This window comes from Shewanella sp. 1CM18E (genome assembly GCF_023161665.1).
In the GTDB taxonomy this organism is placed as follows: Bacteria; Pseudomonadota; Gammaproteobacteria; order Enterobacterales; family Shewanellaceae; genus Shewanella.
On record NZ_JALNTW010000001.1, the window covers coordinates 431,783 to 455,454 of the forward strand.

Genomic DNA, 23,672 nt, shown 5'->3' on the forward strand with positions numbered 1-23,672 from the left:
TCTAAAGTGTTCTTTGACTGCACAACAATTGAATAGCTATTCAATTTACCTAGTAAACTATCAATCAAATCTCCCCCTCAATTAAACAAAAGCTACACTTAGTATTCTCAGAGCAGTTTCTAAATCCAAATGTCGATGTATTTATAGGATGTAAATACTTTTTTCACTCATGGAGGAGTGCTTATGCTAGTAAAATTTGCAGGCTTTACCCTAGTTGAACTGATGATTACGTTAGCAGTCACCACAATATTAATTTCTGTTTCAGCGCCATCACTGACTTCGCTTTATGCCCATAACCGTTCTGACACTAATATTCGTAAAATTCAGCAATCGGTACAGCTTGCCAGAAATCATGCGGTTGCATATGGATTAAGAGTAACGGTATGTCCTATGGAAGCGCAGAGCTGTGCAGCAAACTGGCAAAACAATATCACTGTGTTTACAGACTCTGGGGTCACTAATAGATTAGATGGTGTTGATCAAATTATTTATACCTTAGGGCCTTTTAATCCTAATGATTATATTAGCTATAATAGAGCTGCTATTCGATTTCAGCCTGAAGGATTAGCTTCTGGTACTAATGGCACTCTACGCTATTGCCCTGATACCCAAGACAGTGAATATTCGCGTGCAGTCATAGTTAATCAATCAGGACGTATTCGATTCTCCAATAAACCGATCCAATGCCCATAGCCCACAGCTCCAATCAACGCTTAATACCAATCAGTATAAGAATTTGATCAACTCAGAACGATTTTTGGCAAACTATGATAAGTATTACAGAGAGAGTTTAACCAGCAGCTTGACTTTGCTAGTATTGACCGCAGAAATATTTATTTATAGTCATCGGTGAATACGGCCAACTAGGGACATTTTATAATGCTAAGTAAACAATCAGGATTTACTCTAGTTGAACTCATGGTGACTATTGCTGTTGCAGCTATTTTATTAACCGTTGGTGTCCCCTCTCTCACTTCTATGTATGACGGCTATCGCGCAGAAAGCAATATTCGTAGTATCCAACAAGCTATACAGCTAGCCCGCAACCATGCACTTAGTTACGGTACTCGCATCACAATATGTCCTTTAAGCTCAAATACCTGTGGAAATAATTGGATAGGTGGTTTTAGTGTTTTTGTTGATAATGGCACGCTAAACACCATAGATGGTACAGACCAAGTGCTACTTGATGTTGCAGCCTTTAATAGCAATGACTATATCGATTATGACCAAAACACGATAACTATTGGCAGTGATGGCTTTATTTCTGGCAATTTTAACTCTGGGATATTTAGCTATTGCCCTAGTAGCAAATCAAGCGATGAATCAATGGCGCTACAACTTAGCGTTTCCGGCAAAAGCAAGTTTGCTACAGGTACAGTAACTTGTAGTTAATTCAACTTTTTACTGAGCATAGCACCCTATAAGAATCCCCTTAGAGCAACTGATAAACTCAAATCGTTAACTAGCTAATGATTAAGAATTACAGATTCAAGTTATCAAGCTAAACTAAAACTCTGGTTACAAGTTAGATTAACTGTGGTCAGTATAAAAACCTCAATCACCGAAATACATACTTAATCTATCGAGCTAAATTGGCATCTAACTTTTGTGCAACAGCAGTACTAAACGGTACGTCGCTTTCCACACACTCAACAACCTCTTTTATCAAAGGGCGCCTACCAGGACCGGATTTAGGTACTTTTTTCATTGGCAGCCTTTGCATGTAATAATTCATTTTTCCCACAGGCCAGCGGTAAAGCGTCACTTGGTCGCCAACACTGGTTATCACATGGCACTTATACTCTTGTTTTTCTGTGCTTTCGGCAAATCCAGCTGTAGTTAGAAGCATGAGTATTACTGGTATGTATCGCATCATTCCCAACACTCCAATGGGGTCTTAGCCCCCGTCTCTGTAATTTGTATTGCACTGCAGCCACTATCTCGACTTGCTTGAGCGCCTAATGCAGTAGCGATAGCAACGAAACCAGTTGTACCTGTAGAGTCAATACTATAAAAGCCGTTTTCAACTACAAACGGATCTGCAGCTAGCCCCAGCTTTGTCATATCCGTAGCGTATTGACGATTGTCTAAATAATATTGTTCTTGTAGGTTCGCGACTTTCATCAAGCCAGCTAAACCGTCAGCTCGCGCACCTTTCGCAGCATATTGAACATAAGAGGGATATGCCACGCTGGCTAATATTCCCATGATCGCAACTGCAATCATAAGCTCAATTAAGCTAAAGCCTTTTTTATTCATAAACTACTCATTGATATAATAATAAATTCGGTTAACTCCAGGCCCACCACCAACGCATTTGTCATCGCCAGGTAAACAAGTATCTGCAGTATTGTTGGGATCATCCACTTTAATCATATCCCCGCCCGCCTTACCTATACCTATAAGGTACATATAAGAGTCATCATTACCATTTGGCGGGATCACAAGTTGCGGCGTATCAGGAACTCTTTCTCCCATTTCTATATACTCTTTGGTATACGAGCGCGTACCTTTATGTAAGTCAAAGCCATAGAGCCTACCCACTCCAGAGACTAAACATTGATTAGCGGCAGAGTTGTCACCGGGAACATAAGATGTAAAGTAAACCCGCCCTTCAATAATTGATGATGCCGATAAGCTCTTTTCTCCAGAATCAGCAAAACTGTAATACCAGCCCCGTTTACCGCCAAAGCTAATATTTTCAGTATCAGATGAAGGTGGGGCACTGGTCACGTTATATAAATCACTCAGCACTAACGCACTTGGAGCCGGATAGCCAGCAACACCAAATGAGCGGCTAACCACGTTGCGGTCTTGCAGCACATAAAACATATCTGAACGGCTAAGATCACTCGGGTGCGGTCTATGCCCCGTACCTAGCGTTACTGCATCATAGGGAACATTTTGATAGGTGGTCGTAGTCGTTGTATTACCGTCAACAGTAACACTGACCTCAGCTATGTTGGTAAATACCGTTTGTGCTACTACAGGCTCCGCAAAGAAGCGTCGATCATTTATCAAGCTATTGCCGCCTAAGTCTGCAAACTTGTAGGCAGTCCAAGGGCTTGTCGTATCCGATGGCGAACCTGAAGGGAGATCCATACGCCAAACATTGCCCCCCGTATCAGAGGCATAAATCCTATCACTTAACGAGTCTCCATCAGAGTCCAGCACAGCGACGGCGTTCGGTACACTGTCAACAATACCTGGTAGCAGTGTTGTATTACCGCTGCTTGTGGGTCCAAAGGCATGAACTAGTGCGCCAGTTTCGGCATCAACAATAAATACACCTCGACCTTGTGTATCATTGCTGCCAACCGCTGCAGAGTCTTTTGTTGATGGCGAGTACCCAGCACCAAATATAATCACGGGCTTAGCATTAGCGGGGTTAGTATTCCCTAGCGGCCAACCGGGGATCCTTGTTACCACAGGTTCGGCCCACGTTTGGCCTAACTCCCCCATGCCTGTTGAATCAGGGTCTATTTTCCACATAAAACTAGGCGAGTCGGGATTAGTAATATCCAGCGCATAATAAGATTTACCACCACGGCGCATACCTACAAATAACCAAGCTTTATTCACACCACCACTTGCATTTTGCTCAACATAAGCCACAGGTGATGAATCTAAGCCGTAGACAGAATGCACACCGGTTGGAATATTAGCGCGTAATTCAGCAATATTAGAAAGCAACTCGTAAGGCATGAATGCCCAGGACTCTTCAACATTATCCCCAGTGTCTTTGAGCATATGCAAAAAACCATGGTTGGTGCCTACTAACACTCTAATATCGGGAGAGCCTTGGCTACCAAAGTTAATCGCTAAAGGCTTTGAGTGCAAAGGGTCGCCAAATATATCCTCGCGTTTATCAGTTGTGCTCGAATCATTATTATCATCGTCACTGTCGGCTCCAGCCGCCCAGTTAAACATTTCAGCTAATTGACTTGAGTTTACGCCCATAAAGTCAGCCAATAAGCCTTCACTACCAGCCACCTGCTGAGCATTGGCTTTACTAAAACTGGTCAATGCACCGTTAGTACCGAAATTACCGTACAAGGTTCTAGAATTTGTTGCTCTGATAGTATGAGCAGCGCCGCCAGTACGTACATCGTTACCGTCACCGCCATTTGACGTAGCTGCACACACTGCATCCGGAGTCCAATATGAACAAGCAGAAGACTTCAGATTGCCATCATCGTCAATCGCTAATGCACCGTTTTTATCGACAATATCGCCACTGCCCGTTACTTTAAACTTCTTAATATTCCCCATCCAACGCGCGCCTTTATTAGGTAAGAACATAGCGTAATAGGCAGAATCGAATGTCTGTGTGCGGTCAAAATTATTACTTGCAATTGAAGGCGAGGTAAAACTCGCGTTGGTCTCTAAGATCTGTGAAAAAACCTGTGAAAGCGCAGCTTGTAGCGCCGATGCATCACTTGCGGCAAAGTATTTACCGCCGCCCAACTCAGCGGCTTTCTTTAAGATAGGCTCTGCACTTGCAGCCCCATCACTAAAACCAATGGTAAATGTGGTTACAAACTGCTCACCATCTACTGAGGTGTTAATATCTTTATTATTCATGATGCTGGCAAGAGCGGGCAAGTAACTATTGTCAACAATATTATCTGAGTCGTAGCCAGCTAATGCTCTAATCTTTGAATTCGCGGCACTATCTCGAGTCGGAGCACCATCTGTTATGTAAACCACGTATGCTCTATCTGAACACTGGCTTCCAACAAATGGCGATATATATTTACTGTTTTTTTCTATACTTTGATCTCTGGCTGGTGACGCACTGCCCGCTTCTAGAGCAAAGTGAGGAGCACCGCCGCCAAAGTATCGGTATGCTTCATACAAGGTTTCACACAGTGGCGTCCATGTCTCTGCATTTAAATTACCAATAGTTGTAATTAATGACTTTTTCTCAACCGTGTTGAGGCGCTTTATTCCTGAAATTATGCGGCCGCCATCATCACTGCTGCCATCATTGTAGTTAAATACTGCAAGACCGAAATCGACACTAGGGGTGGTAACTACGGTATCCTCCATGACTCGTTGAGCAATCTCAAGCCTAGAAATATTTTGCTGTGACTTAGTGCTGTGGTACCAGGTTACATACTTTTCAGTATAAAACGTGACAGACTTACCTATGCCGAAATTAGTTAACAAAGCCTTGTTTAATGCAGCGTCTTTATCTGTTGTGCTCGAACTAGATGACACCAATGTATAAGGTTCAGGCGATGCTGAAGAGCCTAAGCTATCAACCGGAAGGCCCTCGGGAATATCTTTAGCATTTTTATAATTAACACTGCTAGAGTCTTCAAAATCTTCAAAGCAATCAGTATGAGTTACTGTTGTGGCAAGGGAGTCTGGCAACTCTGACCAGGTACCATTTTCACCAACAAAGCTATACTCACGTATAAATCCGGTAAAAAAGCCATAGTCTTTTAGGTAGGTTTTCGAACGCTTACAACCGTTAATCTTGTTTTGTATAAAGTTTGGGCTTGATAAATCAGGGACTCCCGCGCCTTTGCTATAAAATAATTTGGTTGAACCACCTAAGTTTTCATCGCCTCTTGGATAAAAGGAGTCTGTACTCTCGTTAGTACTCATACTCCCAGAGTTATCAAAAATAATTAAAACCTGTGGACGAGAACCGGACCGAGCCGTCGATTCAAATACATAAAGCTCTGTATCATCGCTAAAACTCATTCCAGATAGCATCACTGTACATGCTGCAGAAGCACACAGAAGTCGTTTAATCCACGGCATGACTAACTCCCTGTTGTAAATTCTTGTTCTATGCCAACAACAACCGTTAGCTGCCCGAGGTCATTTCGCCCAAAAACTGCCGTACTCGAAATATCAATTCGATTACAGCCAATACTCGCTCCGTGGGCTTTGACTACACGCTGGCAACCACTCGCTACAGGCTCTAAAGTATTTGTTACGCCAAGCGCTGCATCGTTAGTCACTAAGGTATTGGTTAAGTTAATTAAAGTCGCACCTTCATTAAGCGAAATAGCGCGGTCTTGGGCGCCATGCGCTGCCGTCATCGCTTCGATTCTTTCAGAACCTGCTCCAGCCATTTTCATTGATTGATTGGAGTTCACTGCCAATGCAACACCAATTACTGTCATAATAATTAACACTATTAATGACAAAAACAGCACCATTCCTTTTTGCTTATTCATAATCAGCCTCTAGTTAGCGCTTATGATTGGGTTTTCCAAAACCAATGTCGTTGATACAACTTTGCGCCTAAAATTATCACCCGGTGCTACAATCGTTTTGTCACCAAGTGTATAACTATTGTTGTTAATATAGCTGCTGTCAGCCTCCAGTGAGCGGATCAACATAAATATCCTTAAAGAAACCACCCGCTGAGCTAAACTGTTATCCCACATTAGATCTGTTACATTTTGCACAGGCATATAGCTATCTGCGCTATTATCACCGTTACTATCAAACCCATATAAGACGCGCATATTCTCAACGCCCTCAACCAACTGTTCATAGCTAGCGGAGGTTTTCATGCCACCATTGCGAAGTACGCGACGCTTCAACACAGGCGTACCGGCTTCATCTTCAATGTAATAAACATGGTGTAAATACTCCCAATAACGACCATTGGTAAGAACTGGTGCGGTTTGATCACCACTAAATAAAACGCCCTGTTGAGAGTTAGTCGCAAGGTAATATCTATTAGAGTCATTAGGCGTGGCGACTTCAGGCCCCGCTAACCTTTTAATTTGTAATACATCGGTAGCCGAGCGTACACTGGTTAAACAAGAAAGAGAGTTGGCTGATACGCCACTTTCATAACCCCATAATCGACGAAAATGTGCAGGGACTACAGCAGGAAAAGAGCCGTTGTTAACGCCATCACCAATGCAATCATTACCTGCAGCAACGGCTGCAGCATTGATATCAAGGTTCCTACCGACCTCTAAACCAATACCCGTTAGATCGCCCATAAACCCTAGCTGGCTAACATCACGCTCAATAAGCCAAAGCGCAATTCTGCCGTTCTCTTGTAACTGATTAAATTGACTGGTCGTGGTCACATTAGTAGCTGACATGACAAACATCGAGAATATTCCAGCGGTAAGAAATAGCCCCACAACCATAGCGACCATTAACTCTACGAGAGACAAACCTTTTTGACTTAAGCGACCTAGATCCATTCTTAATACCTTAAATAATCACAGTATTAACACTATAGGCGCGGCGTCTGTCACCGGCAGTACCACAGCCACGAACTAAAGCATCACTATGATTTATTGCACCATCTGATACTTTGCGGATCCCACGCCAAGTAATCACGACAGTTACATCTCCATTCCCTTGAGCCAGGATACATGCGGTTGGTTTATCTAGTCCGCCAACATTTGTCGAATGATTATTGACCTCAGCACTACCCAGCATTTGTTGCTCCCATTTATAAAGGTCCCACAACAGAGTTTGGTTGACCGTGCACACAACGTTTGCGCCGATAGCGACATCACAAGCAGTTGCTGGTTGAGCTAGCGTGCCACTATATGTGCCGCTATATGCTGTTAACTGACTACGATTAAGTTTCATTCGATTAATAATGTCTTGCGCAAAATATGAAGCTTGTGTTTGTTGAAATGACTCGAAACTGCCACGTTTAGACACTAAGTGAAGATTAAAAACACCCACGAGTCCGATAACCAGAATGACTAAAGCAACTAATACCTCAATTAAGGAAAAGCCTTTCTCATTCACCATCATATCGCCCCCAATAGCGCGCCACTTAATTGACACCAAGACATTACTTTGTCGTTTCAAATCTGCTACTTATAATCCACCTTTAGCATACATGCTAAGAGCAAAACAGTCTAACATTAGCCAAATCTAGTAAGTAAATTTGTAGCCTTTGAATGAAAACAGCTGAATTTAAAGCGAAAAAAAAGAGGCCTAAGGCCTCTGTTTTATGTTACATAATCTGGGTTAAGCTAGTTCGCTAGATTTATCTCAACTCAGCAGGAACAGCAAACACTGTATCCTCTAAGCGACCTTCAACCTCTGTCACCACACTTGGCGCCATATTAGCGATAGCATCAACAACCTGTTTAACGAGTACCTCAGGAGCTGAAGCACCTGCAGTAACAGCCACTCGCTGCACACCGTTAAACCAACTTGCATCAACATCATCAGCGTTATCCACTAAGAAAGCTTGGGTACCTTTCTTTTCAGCTAATTCACGCAGTCTGTTAGAGTTCGAGCTATTTTTTGAGCCAACGACAATAAACAGCTCTACCTGCTCTGACACATTGCGCACAGCATCTTGACGGTTTTGCGTTGCATAGCAGATATCGTCTTTACGTGGCCCTTCAATTGAAGGGTACTTCTTTTGTAGAGATGCGATTACATCTGCAGTGTCATCCATCGACAATGTAGTTTGAGTAACAAAACATAAATTGTCAGGATCTTTAACCACAAGTTTGGCAACATCTTCAGGCGACTCAACTAAGTGAACACCACCTTCAGGATTGTCATATTGGCCCATAGTCCCTTCCACCTCTGGGTGTCCAGCATGACCAATTAAGATACATTCAATACCTTTACGGCTAGCACGAGTAACCTGCAGGTGAACTTTAGTGACTAAAGGACAAGTCGCATCAAAGACTTTTAAACCACGACTTTTAGCTTCGCGTCGCACAGCTTGAGAAACACCATGAGCACTAAAGATAACAATGCTATCGTCAGGCACTTGATCCAGTTCTTCAACAAATACAGCACCACGATCTTTTAGGTTTTGCACTACATAACGATTATGTACCACTTCGTGTCGTACATAAATTGGTGGTGAAAACAGTTCTAATGCTCGCTCAACAATGCTAATAGCACGATCTACACCAGCACAAAAACCACGTGGATTTGCCAGAAGGATATTCATAATTAAAGTACCTGTACTACTTCAAGTTCAAAAGTAAGCACTTGTCCTGCCAAAGGATGATTCAAATCAATTGTCACAGAGTCACCAACAACATCTCTCACCATGCCAGGAATTTCACTACCACCAGGGCCAGCAAAACTCACGATAACACCCGGTTCAAGTGCCATATCGGCAGGAAAACGACTTTTATCCATATGATGCACAGCATCTGGATTAGACTCGCCAAAGGTATCTGCTGCTTGCAATGTAAAGCTGTGCTTATCACCTTGTTTAAGATTAATAATCTCAGCCTCAAATGCTGGACTTAAGCTTTCATCGCCAACATTAAAGCGCGCCGGTTTTCCGCTTGAACGTGTACTTTCAGCTGTCGAGCCATCTTCCAGTACAATGTTCATATGACATAAAATTGAATGCATTTCTGACACCTAAGTTACTCCTTTATACCATCTGCTTTTTTATCATCTTTGCCCGCAACAAATGAGTCCAAAATGATAAGCGCTGCACCGACACAAATCGCTGAATCAGCGATATTAAATGCAGGGAAATGGCTAGTATTCCAATAGAAATCTAAAAAGTCGACAACATATCCATGCTGTAAACGGTCGATAAGGTTACCTAGTGCACCGCCAATAACTAAAGTATAAGCCAGATTTAAACGCCACATCTTACTTGGTTGCTGACGCAGCCAAACCGACAGTAGCACACTAAAACCTACAGCAACAAAGGTAAACAACCAGCGTTGCCAACCACCCGCATCACTTAAAAAGCTAAAGGCCGCACCGTAGTTACGCACATAGGTAAAGTTAAAAACAGGTAATAACTGAATCGACTCATATAACTCAAAGTTTGATAATACCCATTGTTTAGATATCTGATCGGCAAGAAATACCAACACAACTACCCAATACCAACGCAAGCCACTGTCTTTCCAGTTAGTTGGCATTAAATGTTCCTTTTCCATAGATAGCATCAACTCGTATAATTTAAGATTTTGATAAACAATACAAAATTAACTGATAAAAAAACAACGGCCCTATAAAAGAGCCGTTGCTATTGCTTGATTAGGCAAACTGACGAGTTTCGCCATCGCCTTCAATGTTTGTTACGCAGCGAGCACATAATGTTGGATGCTCAGCAACTGTGCCAACATCTTCTCTATGGTGCCAGCAACGTTCACACTTCTCAGCTTCAGACTTCTTCAGGCTAAGTTTAAGTGAAGCAAGTTCAGTCTCGATTGCATCTGCTGGTGCAGATGCTAACGCAACAACTTCTGTCTTAGAAGTTAGCAACACAAAGCGTAACTCATCACCTAAATTCTCAAGCGCAGCTTGCAGCGCTTCATCAGCGTACAAGGTTACTTCAGCTTCAAGTGAACCACCCACTTGCTTTTCACGACGTGCGTTTTCAATCACTTTGTTCACTTCAGCGCGAACGGCAAGTAATTGTTCCCAGTACTCATCGCTTAAATCTGACTCAAGCGTCACAGACTTAAGGCCTTCGTACCAAGTTTCGGTAAATACATATTCACCGCGCTCGCCAGGAAGTAGTTTCCAGATTTCATCAGCAGTGAAGCTTAGAATTGGCGCAATCCAGCGCACCATAGCTTCAGAGATCAGATACAGTGCAGACTGACAGCTACGACGTGCGTTGCTATCTTCTTTTGCAGTGTACTGACGGTCTTTAATGATATCTAAGTAGAAACTACCTAGTTCAACTGAGCAGAACTGCATTAGCTTTTGCGTCACTAAATGGAAGTTGTACTGTTCGTACGCTTCCAATAACTCTTGCTGCAATGCTGCTGCACGGCGAACAACCCAGCGGTCCAAGGCAACCATATCTTCAACCGCAACCATATCGGTTGCAGGGTTAAAGCCATTGATGTTAGCCAGTAGGAAGCGAGCTGTGTTACGAATACGGCGGTATGCGTCAGCGCTGCGGTTTAGGATCTGATCAGAAACTGTCATCTCACCGCTGTAGTCTGTTGCAGCAACCCATAGGCGTAGAATATCTGCACCTAATTTATTAGTTACATGCTGCGGAGCAATCACGTTACCCACAGACTTAGACATCTTACGGCCTTGACCATCAACAGTGAAACCGTGAGTCAATACTTGCTTGTAAGGTGCTTTGCCGTTCATCGCCGTTGAAATCATTAGCGACGACATAAACCAACCACGGTGTTGATCGCTACCTTCAAGGTATAGATCAATTGGATGACCGTTAAACTCTGGACGTGATGCAACCACTGACGAGAACGTAGAACCTGAGTCATACCAAACGTCTAATGTGTCAGTCACTTTGCGGTATTGGTCAGCTTCATCACCTAATAGTTCAGATGCGTCTAGATCCCACCAAGCTTGAATGCCTTCTTGTTCGATACGAGCAGCTACGCGCTCCATCAAAGACACGCTGTCTGGGTGTAACTCTTCAGTTTCACGGTGTACAAACAAAGTGATAGGCACACCCCACGTACGTTGACGTGAAATACACCAGTCAGGACGGTTTTCAACCATCTTCTCGATGCGGCTTTGTCCCCAATCTGGGATCCATTGAGTTTGTTCAATTTCACCTAGTGCTTGTTGACGCAAACCTTTTTGATCCATAGAAATGAACCACTGTGGCGTTGCGCGGAAGATAATAGGTGTTTTGTGGCGCCAGCAATGCGGGTAGCTATGCTTAATCTGTACATGATTAAGTAGCGCGCCTTTCTCTTCTAATAGCTCAACAACGTTTTTGTTCGCTTTAAATACATGCAAACCAGCGAAGATTTCTGTATCCGCTTTATAAACGCCGTTGTCCCCTACTGGGTTAGCGACTTCTAAACCGTACTTTTGACCAACCACGAAATCGTCTTGACCATGACCAGGAGCGGTATGAACCACACCAGTACCAGAATCGACTGTCACGTGATCGCCTAAAATAACTGGCACATCAAAGCTGTAGAATGGGTGGTTAAAGCGTAGTAGCTCTAAATCACTACCCGCAGCAGTACCTAGTACCGTATGAGACTCTGCGCCAAAACGCTCAACACATGACTCGTATAGATCCGTTGCTAACACTAATGCTTGCGCTTGGCCTTCTTTAACCATCTCAACTAAGGTGTATTCAACATTTGCACCCACAGCTAGCGCGCGGTTAGCAGGTAAAGTCCAAGGTGTTGTAGTCCAAATAACCATTGAGATGTTATGTGCGTATTCACTTAGACCAAACTTGGCTAGTAAAGCTGGCTTATCTACAACAGAGAAAGCAACGTCGATGGCTGGAGACATTTTGTCTTCGTATTCAACTTCAGCTTCTGCTAATGCTGAACCACAATCTGTACACCAATGCACTGGCTTAACACCTTTGTGCAGGTGGCCGCTATCAATCACTTTAGAAAGTGAGCGCACGATGTTAGCTTCAGTGCTGTAATCCATCGTTAGGTACGGGTTTTGCCAATCAGCAAACACACCTAAACGGATAAAGTCATCACGCTGTCCGTCAACTTGCTTAGCCGCATATTCACGACACTTTTGACGGAATTCTGCTGCTGTAACCTTATGACCAGGCTTACCGACTTTTTGCTCGACTTTTAATTCGATAGGCAGACCGTGACAATCCCAACCAGGAATATATGGCGCATCAAAGCCAGACATGGTCTTTGACTTAATAATAATATCTTTAAGAATTTTGTTTACTGAGTGGCCAATATGAATGTCGCCGTTTGCATATGGAGGACCATCATGCAAAATAAACGGTTTAGCATCTTTACGGCTTTCACGGATCTGTTGGTACAGTCCGTTTTCGGTCCAAGATTTTAACATCTCTGGCTCACGATTAGCCAAATTACCACGCATCGGAAACTCTGTTTCCGGCAAATTCAAAGTAGATTTATAGTCGCTCATTGATCCTTTACCGTTTTGTTCGCTAAGCTATTAGCCTGCATCGCTACCAAGTAGGGCTTTCGCTCTATTGGCATCATCTAAAATTTGTTTTTTCAGCGCATCTAACGATCCGAATGGCTGCTCGTCTCTGATCTTTGCCACTAACTCAACTTCAACAGCTTTCCCATATAGATCGCCATCAAAATCAAACAAATGGACTTCTAACTGACATACCTGACCATTTACCGTTGGTCTAAAGCCAACATTAGCAACGCCTTCGTATATATCGCTGTTGTCCCAATATAGCTTTACCGCAAACACACCTCTTACCGGTGTTACTTTACGTTTTAACGCAATATTAGCTGTAGGGAAACCTATTGTTCGCCCTATTTTTTGGCCATGAGCTACACGTCCACTTAATGTAAATGGATGTCCTAACAAACGCCTTGCTTGCTCTAGGTTACCTTTTGCAAGCTGCTGCCTTATTTCTGTAGAGCTTACGCGCTTATCGCCCAAAATAAAGCTTTGTGTGCTGACGACTGCAAATCCGTGTTTTTCACCGGCCTTACGCAGCATATTAAAATTGCCTTGGCGTTGTTTACCAAAGCAGAAATCATCACCAACAACTAAATACTTTACGCCTAGCGCCTTAACCAATAATTGCTCAATAAAATCTTCGGCGCTATAACTAGCAAACTTCTTATTAAAGTTAACACATAACAAGCGATCGACTTTTAGCTCATCGAGCAAAACGATTTTATCGCGCAATAAGCTCAAGCGCGCAGGTGCATCTTCACCTTGAAATAACTCTTGTGGTTGTGGTTCAAATGTCATCACTGCCGCAGGTAAACCTAAATGTTCAGCCTTTGCTACCAAGCGACTAATCACTTCCGCATGACCACGGTGAACCCCATCAAAGTTGCCTATTGTTAATACGCAACCATGATGCTTCGGCAATATATTATGAATACCGCGAATTAATTCCATTATCTTACACGACACATGAGAGTAAATGGGCGGATTATATACCAGCTAGCGTCCATAATCAGCACTCAAACTGCAGCTTTCATCTTCCAAGGGCGAATTCCTAGCAAAACTAAGCAAATAAAATACGAGATTGCTGCAAATACAATCAATTTTGCCAATGTGTAACTACGCTCTATAAAAGATAAATCTAACCACTGCGCAGTAGTCGGATCAAATTGGAAAATAACCAACACCATAACCACAGCTGCAACACTTGCCTTAGCAAAGAACCATAAGGTGCTTTTATTGAATCGATACACGTTTGCTTTATGCAAACCTCGGTACAATAAAAATGCATTCAGCAACGCCGACATTGATGTGGCAATTGCCAAACCAACATAGCCAAACGGAATAGCAAAGATTAGGTTAAATACCATATTGCTAACCATAGCGATGATACCGTAACGCACTGGTGTTTTAGTGTCTTGCCTTGAATAGTAACCCGGCGCCAAAATTTTAATCAGCATAAAGCTCAGTAAACCACTGCCGTAAGCCATTAAGCTATAAGATGCCATCTCAACATCCTCATAGCTAAATGCGCCGCGCATAAATAGCACCATTAACATCGGCTTTGCTAAAATAATCAGGCCACACATTGCAGGAAGCCCTAGCAATACAATTGCTTTAACTCCCCAATCCATTGTCTTGGAAAACTCATGACTCTCAGCATTAACATGACGCTTAGAAAGCGCCGGTAAAATAACAGTCGCAATGGCGATACCAAATAGCCCTAACGGAAACTCCAGCAACCTATCTGAGTAATACAACCAGCTGATAGAGCCTGTCATTAAAAAGCTGGCAATAAAGGTATCAAGTAACAAGTTAATTTGAGATACCGATACACCAAACAGCGCCGGGATCATCAAGGTTCTAATTTTAGTAACACCAGGATGGTTCCAGCCCCAACTTGGTTTAACTAGCGCCTTTTCTTGCATAAGAAAAGGAATTTGGAACAAAAACTGAATCAATCCGCCTAAAAACACACCGCAAGCAAGGCCAATTTCTGGTTGTTGCATATTAGGTGATAGGAACATCGCTGCACTAATAATGGCAATATTTAAGAATACAGGCGTAAAGGCTGATACAGCAAAACGGCCACGGGTATTAAGAATCGAGCCAGCTAGGGCAGTAAAAGTGATAAACCAGAGATAAGGGAAGGTTATCTTAAGCATTAATGAGGCCAGTTCAAATTTTTCACCGTTTGGCTCATCATTTAACCAAGCTAAGAACCAACCACCACCAAAAAGCGCGGTTAACACCGGAGATGCAATAACACCGATTAACGTTACGATAGAGACTAAAATACCTAAAGTACCTGCCACCTTGCCAATTAGCTCGTTGACTTCTGCGCGCGTGTTTTTCTCCTGATATTCGGTCAAAACAGGTACAAATGCTTGAGCAAATGCTCCCTCAGCAAAAAGGCGCCTTAAAAAGTTGGGAATTTTATTGGCAAAGAAAAACACATCGGCACTACTGCCTGCGCCCATCAAGTTGGCGATCACTACATCGCGGACGAGTCCTAAAACCCGGGAAATCAACGTCATGGCACTCACGATCATGCCAGACTTCACTAACTTCTTGCTCAAAACGCCCCCTGCCCTAATTACAGAGCTAAATTACTTTGGCAATATCATGTAAAAATCGGTATTAGCCCTATTGTCTCTTAGCAATACCTGCTAGAATTGCGCCACATATTACACGAGTTAGGTTGAAGATAGCCAAGCTGGTTGGATTATTTTGAGTTAATCGAATTGATTCAATCATTGTCATTGACAAAGTGACAAAAATAGGGCATATTCCTCGACCTTAAAAATACCAAACCCAGTTTTAGGAGTTGCACCTTGGCTAATAGCAAGTCTGCAAAGAAGCGCGCGCTTCAATCTGAAAAGCGTCGCCAGCACAACGCTAGCCGTAGCTCAATGCTACGTACTTACGTTAAAAAAGTAATCGCTGCAATCAATGCAGGTGACCACGCGTCAGCTACAGCTGCTTTCGCAGTAGCACAACCAATTGTTGACCGTATGGCGACTAAAGGTCTTATTCACAAGAATAAGGCTGCTCGTTATAAGTCACGCTTAAACGCTAAAATCAAAGCACTAGCTGCTTAATTCTAGCTTTCAAGCAATTAAAAAACCGGCCTTGGCCGGTTTTTTTATATCTAAAATTCAGCAACTTCCCCCAAAACCAAAAAAACAAAATTAAAGAGCTAGTGATATTCGGTCTCGTCATACCTGCCGCCTTAAAATCACCCGAAATAGCCATATTTCAACAGCGCCCTAAAACTACTCCAAGCCTCGCTCAATAATACCAATCAGTATAAGAATTTGATCAACTCAGAACGATTTTTGGCAAACTAATTCAAGGCGAATAGCTGCAATAATGGTTATTCCCTTATAAAGGTATTCAACGTAGAAGTAGGCAGCCAAAAACGTTCCAGAATGGCGAGTTTTAGCGATTCTGATGCTGTGGCTCTTAACAAAAAGGGAACTTGAACCTAGTTCAACTATGCTCTTCATTCGCTGCGAACCACATGGTCTAGCATGTTCCAGACATACATAAGACATTTCCTCCATCCTTGGAGGTCAGATGTAGATGTGGTGAGTGTCATTAAAGCAAGGAGCACTTAATGACCTTGCCTCAAAACCACTAAATTCTCGCTGAGTGACTAAATGTTTATACTGATTGGTATAACTCTCTTTAGCTCTCAGCAATAGCCATATAAGCCTTCCCTGATTGGCGCAGCCTTATTGATTGCCATATCCGTTCAGTCAAAGAATAGCCTTATAGCAATAGTAACAAGCCGATTAACTTTAAGCCGTCATTACTGTGCAGCAATAAAACCTAAGGGAAACAATCATTATTGAGTTGTTCGACAACAAATCAGTAGACTAAAGATCCACAAAATTTAGGCAAAAAAATAGAGAGGCAAGCCTCTCTATTCAATATTTGTTATGTAAACTCAGGTAAGCACTTACCAAGCCTTTGACTAAACTGTTTCTCTTAACGCAAAAATTGCAGTTATTAATTAATTCTAATTACAACCCTGCACATCAATCGCAACAGCTATACTAAGATTTCACTAAGTAACCTTTTATTTGTCGAAAAGCATCACGGTGTAGTTGTTAGTCCCCTTCAGCCTTTATTGATAGCAAATGGTTGCGTTACTCATAACGAATAAAAACATTATGACCCACGCTAAAACTTGCCTAACGACTCAAAAGCACTCACCTTTTAAATCATCCCAACTTTCAAGTTATACAATGAGCAATATCATGATCTTAGACCGTTATATTGCCCTTTAAGTAACACCTGTTTCGTCAAGCTAACTTAGCCGGTCACCTACTAATCCTATCGACATTGAACTTACAGAAGCAATAAAAGCCAGCTAAAACCGTTTTTACACAAAACGGGTTAATAACCGACTTCTATTCTAAACAAATTACTAAGCGACCGTTTTTAGGCTATCGCAATAGATGTTGTTCAGTAACTTGATGATCTCTGCAACTTCCTCACTCTTTAACGAGTAGTAAACCGTTTGAGCTTCTTTGCGAGTTTCAACTAAATTATCTTTACGTAACCAAGCCAAATGTTGTGACAAAGCCGACTGGCTTAGGCCCAACTTTTTGTTCATTTCACCAACGCACATCTCACCCTCATTAAGAAGGTAACACAAGATAAACAGACGACGTTCATTTGCCAACGCTTTTAACAATACAACGGCATGGTCTGCTCGTTGTTGCATTAGTTCTATATTCATTACGAGCCATTTCTCCTAAAACAAACCGACCGCCCTAATATAGCGTTGCCTTACAGATATAGTCGGGACATAAAGCACACTTTTTGCTAGATTGTTTTTAAAAGTGAGATATACGTAATAAAAACAAAGGAAACTTATGAAAAACAGCTATCTCAATGTACTTTTTGGCCTGATTTCACTTAGCTTAATTGGTTGCCAAACAGTCGGTTCGGACTCTACAGAGCAAGTTGTAAGTCAAAAATTACAAAAAGAAGCATTTAATTCGGATCTCGCCTATGAGCTCGTTGAATCATTAACTGTTGAAGTTGGCCCGAGATTAGCCGGTAGCGAACAAGATTTAGTCGCCGTAAAATGGGCAGAGTTAAAACTAAAAAGCCTTGGGTTTGATAAAGTTTACAAAGAAGCCGTTCAGGTTCCTGTTTGGCATCGCGGACAAGCAAAAGCATCTATTACCGCCCCTTTCCCCCAACCTCTAGTGATCACCGCTTTAGGTGGCAGTATTGCCACACCTAAAGATGGTATTGAAGCCAACATTATTCGATTTGATAGCCTCAGTGCGTTACAACAATCAAGCAGTGATGATGTTTCCGGCAAAATTGTGTTTATTGACCATGTAACTGAACGCCATAAAAGCGGTAAGGGTTATGGCAAAAGCGTCGGTGGTCGAGCCAAAGGTGCCATCGCAGCTGCCGAAAAAGGCGCGTTAGCTATTATCATTCGTTCAATCGGTACGGATCATGACCGAATGGCTCACACTGGCATGATGCGCTACAAAGATGGCGTCAATAAAATCCCCGCTGCGGCGATGTCTAATCCTGACGCAGATTTAATTAATGCCATGCTTAAGCGCAGCAAAGATATCAAAATTAAGCTGCAACTTTCAGCAGAAAACCAGGGCTTTGCGACATCTTATAATGTTATTGCGGAAGTAACCGGCTCTACAAAGCCTGATGAAATAGTATTGATTGGCGCCCATTTAGACTCTTGGGACGAAGGAACGGGTGCCATTGATGATGGCGCTGGTGTAGCAATTGTTACAGCCGCAGGCAAACTCATTCAAGACTTAGCCGTAAAACCAGCAAGAACCGTAAGAGTCGTGCTATATGCAGCTGAGGAAGTGGGGCTAATCGGCGGTAAAACCTACGCTAGAACCCATCAAGCAGAACTTGAAAAGCACTATATTGCAGCCGAATCGGATTTTGGTGCAGGGCGTATTTATCAAATAGACTTTAGAGCCAGTGAACAAGGCTACGCCGCCCTTAGCAAGTTAAGCCAACCCATGACCGCAAATGGTGTTGTTATTGGAAATAACACAGCCTCTGGCGGCCCTGATGTGTCAATGTTGCCATCAATGGGTGTGCCAGTTGCCTCGTTACGTCAAGATGGCAGCGATTATTTTGACTATCACCATACACCAAACGACACCTTAGATAAGATTGAACCGGCAGCGCTGCAACAAAACGTCGCAGCCTATGCGCAATTTGCCTATCTAATGGCACAATCAACCATTGATCTTAGACCTATCGCAACTAAATAGATTTCAGCAATAGAAAAAGCAGCCATCAGGCTGCTTTTTTATAAACATTCTAGTCATCAAAATGACTGCTTGAATGAGCTTTATATTCAGAGTTCACTTGCTACAGGTGTTTTCTACTGTTCTTCACGTAAAAACACTGGTTCGTTAACTGTCGAGTCTTTTTCACTGTAATAATAACCCGCTGTGTCAAACTGAGTTAGCGCTTCAAGTGAAGTGACATCATTATCAAGAATATAGCGCACCATCATGCCACGAGCTTTCTTGGCAAAAAAGCTAATCACTTTATATTGACCGTTCTTGCAGTCTTTGAATACCGGAGTGATCAAGTTTGCGTTTAGCTTTTTAGGCTTAACCGCCTTGAAGTATTCATTAGAGGCTAAGTTAATAATAAACTCATCGCCCTGCTCTTTAACCGTTTGGTTCAATTCATCAGTGATGATATCGCCCCAAAACTGATACAGGTTAGTGCCTCTATCGTTAGCCAAACGGGTTCCCATCTCTAAACGATAGGCCTGCATCAAGTCTAAAGGCTTTAATAAGCCATAAAGCCCAGACAAAATTCGTAGCTGTGTTTGCGCTTTTTGTAAGCTTGCTTCTGAAAGCGTATCTGCATCGAGTCCGGTATATACATCACCTCGAAAAGCAAATACTGCCTGTTTAGCATTTTCAGGGGTGAACTCTTTATTCCAAGAGCTAAATCTCGCTACGTTTAAGCCAGCAATTTTATCGCTAACTTTCATTAGGGTCGCAATATCTGTCGGCGTTAACTGACGGCATACTTCAATAAGTTGTTCACTTTGATCTAGCAGCGTTGGCATTGAATAACTATCAGTGCCGGCTGGATTATCAAAATCTAGTGTTTTAGCTGGGGAAACAAGAATCAGCATCGCTAAGTCCTTTAAAGAGATATTGTTAAGCTGTGACAATCATACTGATCAAAAACAAAAAAACCACGCTTTAAAAGCGTGGTTTTTTAGATTGTGCTAATAACTGTTACAGATTAAGAGCGAGTATCGTGAGCAACTTCTTGCGCGCGGATCTCTTCTGCAACTGTTTTACTCGTCCAGATATCGCCTTCTAAGTTAGCTAACTCAGGGAACTTGCTTGCATCGAAAGTCGGCGTTTTACCACTTTTCAGCTGCTGACGATAATCGTTAATAACGCGAATAGCCAAGCCCGACAGTAACAGCAGTGCGATAATGTTCACCGTTGCCATAAGACCCATAGACACATCGGCAAGGTTCCATACAAGGCCTATCTTAGCTACAGCACCAAACATTACCATGCCCAATACACAAACTCTGAATATTGGTAGTGCTTTTTTGCTATTACCCGATAGGAAAATAACGTTTGTTTCTGCGTACGAGTAGTTTGCAATAATAGAGGTAAAACAAAACAGTAAAATAGCCAGTGCGATAAATCCACCGCCCCAAGTACCTACATGCTCACTTAAAGCATCAATCGTTAACTTAATACCATCACTACTTGTACCCATGTCGCCTGCAAGTAAGATAATTGCAGCAGTTGCAGTACAAATAACAATAGTATCAACAAAAACACCCATCATTTGCACAAAGCCTTGTGATGCAGGGTGATTTGGATTTGGTGATGCACTTGCTGCAACGTTTGCAGCACTACCCATACCCGCTTCGTTCGAGAACAAACCACGAGCAATACCCGCTTGCATAGCTTGAGCGATAGTGTATGCAACACCACCAGCAACCACTTCTTGTAGGCCGAATGCACTTCTAATAACCAACATGAATACATCTGGAAGCTTTTCAAGGTTCATTGCAACAACAACAAACGCAATCAAGATATAAGCAATGGCCATCACAGGCACAACTATTTCAGAGACTTTAGCAACTTTACGCAAGCCGCCCATAATCACAAATGCGCTAACAACCACAATAGCAATACCCACATACATTGGGTCAAAGCCAAACACTTGTGTCATTGCACCAGTAATTGTATTTGCTTGTACAGCATTGAATACAAGGCCAAAAGCAATAATTAGAAATACTGAGAATAAAATTCCCATCCAGCGCTGACCAAGTCCTTTCTCCATGTAATATGAAGGGCCACCACGATACTGACCATCTTCATCACGGACTTTATAAACCTGCGCTAAAGTAGACTCAACCATAGCCGTTGCCATACCCAGTACAGCAATCAACCACATCCAAAACACTGCGCCAGGTCCTGCCGCGCCAATCGCAACAGCAACACCTGCCATGTTACCCGCACCAACGCGAGCCGCCATACTCGTACAAAAAACTTGGAAAGATGAAAGGCCACCTTTGCTTTCACCTTGTCGGCTCTTAAGCATGATCTCACCAGAATGCTTAAAATGCGTGATCTGAATGAATGCCAGTCGAATTGTAAAGTACAGGCCGGCACCAACCAGTCCGTAAACTAAAAGCTTTCCCCAAAGCAACGCATTGAGAAAATTAACCGTCGTTTCTATCATATAATTTCAATCCCCATGACAAACATAATCTAGCGGGTCGAACACTGGATTAGGTTTATCCTGTGTTTGTCCTTCATAAAGTATTTAAATAACAGCAGATTTTATTTTCAGATTATCTTAAACGTGAAAAAATTACATCACGCCTGCTGCATTCCGCGCAGCAAAATAGCATAGCATCTCTTTAATCCCGAGCGATATAGATCACAGTTTCTCATTTACCTGACAACCGCATCACATCAACCTTTATAAGCCGTCAAGCATATTAACCAAATTAACACTGCATATACATGCAATATAATGATATTCGACTACATAAACAGCCAATTTTCACTCAAATGTGCCACCCATTTAAGTAAATTAATTACAAATGATGGATAAATTTGAAATTAATATCGTTTTATAACCTTTCAAGACAGGTCTGCAGTTATTGAAAAATAATATATCTATAACGAAAATCGACTTTGAACAGTCAGATTGTGCGCAAATAAACATCAGCATGTTAATTTACTAACTTTAATTAGCCTTTAAATAATTGCTAAAGACTGCACTTCAAATAACTCACAAGCTTTTTCTCCTTTAATCCTCTTGTGCTAAAACGTCATCCTCAACACTAATATAAAAACTCTAAGCCAGCGAGCAGCCATATCAGTCAGCCATTGTGCTGCTTTCAAGGCGATGAAGTACACCAATAGAGCCGCAAGTCTAGAAGCTAAAATTGACGCTTAGCGATTTAAAATTGAACCGAATTAGATGTTTGATTGAGTTAAATCAAAGATAGAAACTTGCAAAAGCGATAATTTGCAACTTTAAGATTACATAATATTTTGCAATTAAAGTGGAAAATATTACATTTGCAACAGATAATAGTGTCAGCCAGCTAAAATATAAAGGAACTCCGTGATAAGTGCTGGCTCTGTTTAGAATAAATTCTAACAGACGGAGGAGTTTTATAAATAAAACATAAGGATTTTGAATGATGAACAATACACTCAAAGCAGTTCTGCTTACTTCGATGTTACCTTTTGCTGCTAGCGCAGCTGACGGCATGAGCCCCTGGTATGTAGGTGGCGGTGTCGGCATCAATAATTACGAGCCTAATTGTGATCAAAAAACCATGAAGACCTGTGGTGAAGATGATCCTTATGCATGGGACGTATTTGCAGGTTATCTATTCAACGACTACTTCGGCGTAGAGCTAGGTTATCGAGATCTAGGTCGAGCTCAATGGGTCGACTACTCAAACAAGCTAAACGATGTAGGGGCTAAAGGTATGAACCTTGGTCTTGTAGCATTCTGGCCTTTTGCTGGTGACTGGAGTTTGTCAGCTGAAGCTGGTGCTTTTAACTACATTATTTCAAATAACAAGCAATGGGGTTCTGAGTACTACAGTGACAATGGTGTCGCACCCTACGTTGGTGCGGGTATTGGTTATAACATTACTGACAACCTAAAGATCCAAGCAAAATATCGTCGTTACGAAAACCTTGACGAAGATAAATGGAAAACACTTGAAATGGAAAGTAACTATTGGGGTCTAGAGCTCAGCTATCGCTTTGGTAGCAAAGCCAAACCAGCCCCTGTAGTCGCGCCAGTAATTGTTACAGACTCAGACAATGATGGTGTAAATGACGATATGGACCAATGTCCAAATACCCCGTCTACACATAAAGTCGATGCCAATGGCTGTACAATTTATCAAGTAACAGAAGACAAATTTGATATTGAAGCCAAATTTGCCTCTAACTCAGCTAAAGTCAATCAAGCTTCTTACCAAGATATTAAAGAGCTTGCCGACTACATGAACAAGCACCCTAATGCGGAAGTGACAATCTCTGGTCATGCTTCTAATACAGGTAAAGCAGATTACAACATGGCTCTATCTGAGCGCCGTGCAGCATCTGTCGCTGATATCCTAATCAACAAATACGGTATCGCACCTGGACGCGTTTCATCTAAAGGCTATGGTATTACTCAGCCATTAATTGAAGGTAGTTCACGCGAAGCTAACCAAGCTAATCGCCGCATTGAAGCACATGTAACAGGTAGCGAAAAAACACCTGTTCTAAAATAAGCTAATTAGCGTTCTCAAC

General features: G+C 42.2%; 20 protein-coding genes. 5 read left to right on the forward strand and 15 right to left on the reverse strand.

Annotation, left to right across the window (positions count from 1 at the left end; translation table 11 throughout):
• Window positions 1-183: 183 nt before the first annotated feature.
• Window positions 184-693 (forward strand): GspH/FimT family pseudopilin, encoded by a 510-nt coding sequence (locus MSG37_RS01830; protein WP_248468855.1) that lies wholly within the window; start codon window positions 184-186, stop codon window positions 691-693.
• Between the two features lie 186 nt (window positions 694-879).
• A complete protein-coding gene (locus MSG37_RS01835) occupies window positions 880-1,395 on the forward strand; it encodes a GspH/FimT family pseudopilin (protein WP_248468856.1) in 516 nt (171 codons plus the stop codon).
• 187 nt (window positions 1,396-1,582) lie between these two features.
• On the opposite strand, the gene MSG37_RS01840 is transcribed toward MSG37_RS01835, so the two are convergent.
• The 12 genes from MSG37_RS01840 to murJ form a co-directional block, all read right to left on the reverse strand.
• Window positions 1,583-1,879 carry a TapY2 family type IVa secretion system protein gene (locus tag MSG37_RS01840; RefSeq protein WP_248468857.1) on the reverse strand — a complete coding sequence of 99 codons (297 nt, stop codon included), beginning with the start codon at window positions 1,877-1,879 and terminating at the stop codon, window positions 1,583-1,585.
• Complete coding sequence (locus tag MSG37_RS01845) at window positions 1,876-2,262, reverse strand: type IV pilin protein (RefSeq protein ID WP_248468858.1); 387 nt, start codon at window positions 2,260-2,262, stop codon at window positions 1,876-1,878. Before MSG37_RS01845 ends, MSG37_RS01840 begins: the two co-directional genes overlap by 4 nt.
• Window positions 2,263-2,265: 3 nt before the next feature.
• Window positions 2,266-5,778 (reverse strand): PilC/PilY family type IV pilus protein, encoded by a 3,513-nt coding sequence (locus MSG37_RS01850; RefSeq protein ID WP_248468859.1) that lies wholly within the window; start codon window positions 5,776-5,778, stop codon window positions 2,266-2,268.
• 2 nt (window positions 5,779-5,780) lie between these two features.
• Complete coding sequence (locus MSG37_RS01855) at window positions 5,781-6,200, reverse strand: PilX N-terminal domain-containing pilus assembly protein (protein WP_248468860.1); 420 nt, start codon at window positions 6,198-6,200, stop codon at window positions 5,781-5,783.
• 9 nt (window positions 6,201-6,209) lie between these two features.
• Window positions 6,210-7,193 (reverse strand): PilW family protein, encoded by a 984-nt coding sequence (locus tag MSG37_RS01860; RefSeq protein WP_248468861.1) that lies wholly within the window; start codon window positions 7,191-7,193, stop codon window positions 6,210-6,212.
• A gap of 10 nt (window positions 7,194-7,203) precedes the next feature.
• Window positions 7,204-7,761, reverse strand: a complete 558-nt coding sequence (pilV, locus tag MSG37_RS01865; RefSeq protein WP_248469136.1) for a type IV pilus modification protein PilV — start codon at window positions 7,759-7,761, stop codon at window positions 7,204-7,206.
• A 238-nt stretch (window positions 7,762-7,999) separates the two neighbouring features.
• On the reverse strand, window positions 8,000-8,929 hold the full coding sequence (gene ispH / locus MSG37_RS01870; RefSeq protein WP_248468862.1) for a 4-hydroxy-3-methylbut-2-enyl diphosphate reductase: 930 nt from the start codon (window positions 8,927-8,929) through the stop codon (window positions 8,000-8,002).
• 2 nt (window positions 8,930-8,931) lie between these two features.
• Entirely contained in the window at window positions 8,932-9,354 is a 423-nt protein-coding gene (fkpB, locus tag MSG37_RS01875; protein ID WP_248468863.1) for an FKBP-type peptidyl-prolyl cis-trans isomerase, read from the reverse strand.
• Window positions 9,355-9,359: 5 nt separating this feature from the next.
• Entirely contained in the window at window positions 9,360-9,872 is a 513-nt protein-coding gene (gene lspA / locus MSG37_RS01880) for a signal peptidase II (protein WP_248468864.1), read from the reverse strand.
• Between the two features lie 118 nt (window positions 9,873-9,990).
• The gene (gene ileS / locus MSG37_RS01885) at window positions 9,991-12,813 is read right to left on the reverse strand and encodes an isoleucine--tRNA ligase (RefSeq protein WP_248468865.1); all 2,823 of its coding nucleotides are present in this window, start codon (window positions 12,811-12,813) and stop codon (window positions 9,991-9,993) included.
• 30 nt (window positions 12,814-12,843) lie between these two features.
• Window positions 12,844-13,779 (reverse strand): bifunctional riboflavin kinase/FAD synthetase, encoded by a 936-nt coding sequence (gene ribF, locus MSG37_RS01890; RefSeq protein WP_248468866.1) that lies wholly within the window; start codon window positions 13,777-13,779, stop codon window positions 12,844-12,846.
• Window positions 13,780-13,844: 65 nt separating this feature from the next.
• The gene (murJ, locus tag MSG37_RS01895) at window positions 13,845-15,404 is read right to left on the reverse strand and encodes a murein biosynthesis integral membrane protein MurJ (protein WP_248468867.1); all 1,560 of its coding nucleotides are present in this window, start codon (window positions 15,402-15,404) and stop codon (window positions 13,845-13,847) included.
• A 255-nt stretch (window positions 15,405-15,659) separates the two neighbouring features.
• Here murJ and rpsT point away from each other — a divergent pair, with 255 nt between their 5' ends.
• Window positions 15,660-15,926, forward strand: a complete 267-nt coding sequence (gene rpsT, locus MSG37_RS01900; RefSeq protein ID WP_028767517.1) for a 30S ribosomal protein S20 — start codon at window positions 15,660-15,662, stop codon at window positions 15,924-15,926.
• 1,334 nt (window positions 15,927-17,260) lie between these two features.
• Here rpsT and MSG37_RS01905 read toward each other — a convergent pair.
• Window positions 17,261-17,575, reverse strand: a complete 315-nt coding sequence (locus MSG37_RS01905) for a metalloregulator ArsR/SmtB family transcription factor (RefSeq protein WP_028767516.1) — start codon at window positions 17,573-17,575, stop codon at window positions 17,261-17,263.
• A 136-nt stretch (window positions 17,576-17,711) separates the two neighbouring features.
• On the opposite strand from MSG37_RS01905, the gene MSG37_RS01910 reads away from it, so the two are divergent.
• On the forward strand, window positions 17,712-19,112 hold the full coding sequence (locus tag MSG37_RS01910; protein WP_248468868.1) for a M20/M25/M40 family metallo-hydrolase: 1,401 nt from the start codon (window positions 17,712-17,714) through the stop codon (window positions 19,110-19,112).
• Between the two features lie 113 nt (window positions 19,113-19,225).
• On the opposite strand, the gene yaaA is transcribed toward MSG37_RS01910, so the two are convergent.
• Window positions 19,226-19,999 (reverse strand): peroxide stress protein YaaA, encoded by a 774-nt coding sequence (yaaA, locus tag MSG37_RS01915; protein WP_248468869.1) that lies wholly within the window; start codon window positions 19,997-19,999, stop codon window positions 19,226-19,228.
• 113 nt (window positions 20,000-20,112) lie between these two features.
• Window positions 20,113-21,582 carry an alanine/glycine:cation symporter family protein gene (locus tag MSG37_RS01920; RefSeq protein WP_248468870.1) on the reverse strand — a complete coding sequence of 490 codons (1,470 nt, stop codon included), beginning with the start codon at window positions 21,580-21,582 and terminating at the stop codon, window positions 20,113-20,115.
• Window positions 21,583-22,555: 973 nt separating this feature from the next.
• On the opposite strand from MSG37_RS01920, the gene MSG37_RS01925 reads away from it, so the two are divergent.
• Window positions 22,556-23,653 carry an OmpA family protein gene (locus MSG37_RS01925; RefSeq protein WP_248468871.1) on the forward strand — a complete coding sequence of 366 codons (1,098 nt, stop codon included), beginning with the start codon at window positions 22,556-22,558 and terminating at the stop codon, window positions 23,651-23,653.
• Window positions 23,654-23,672: the final 19 nt, after the last annotated feature.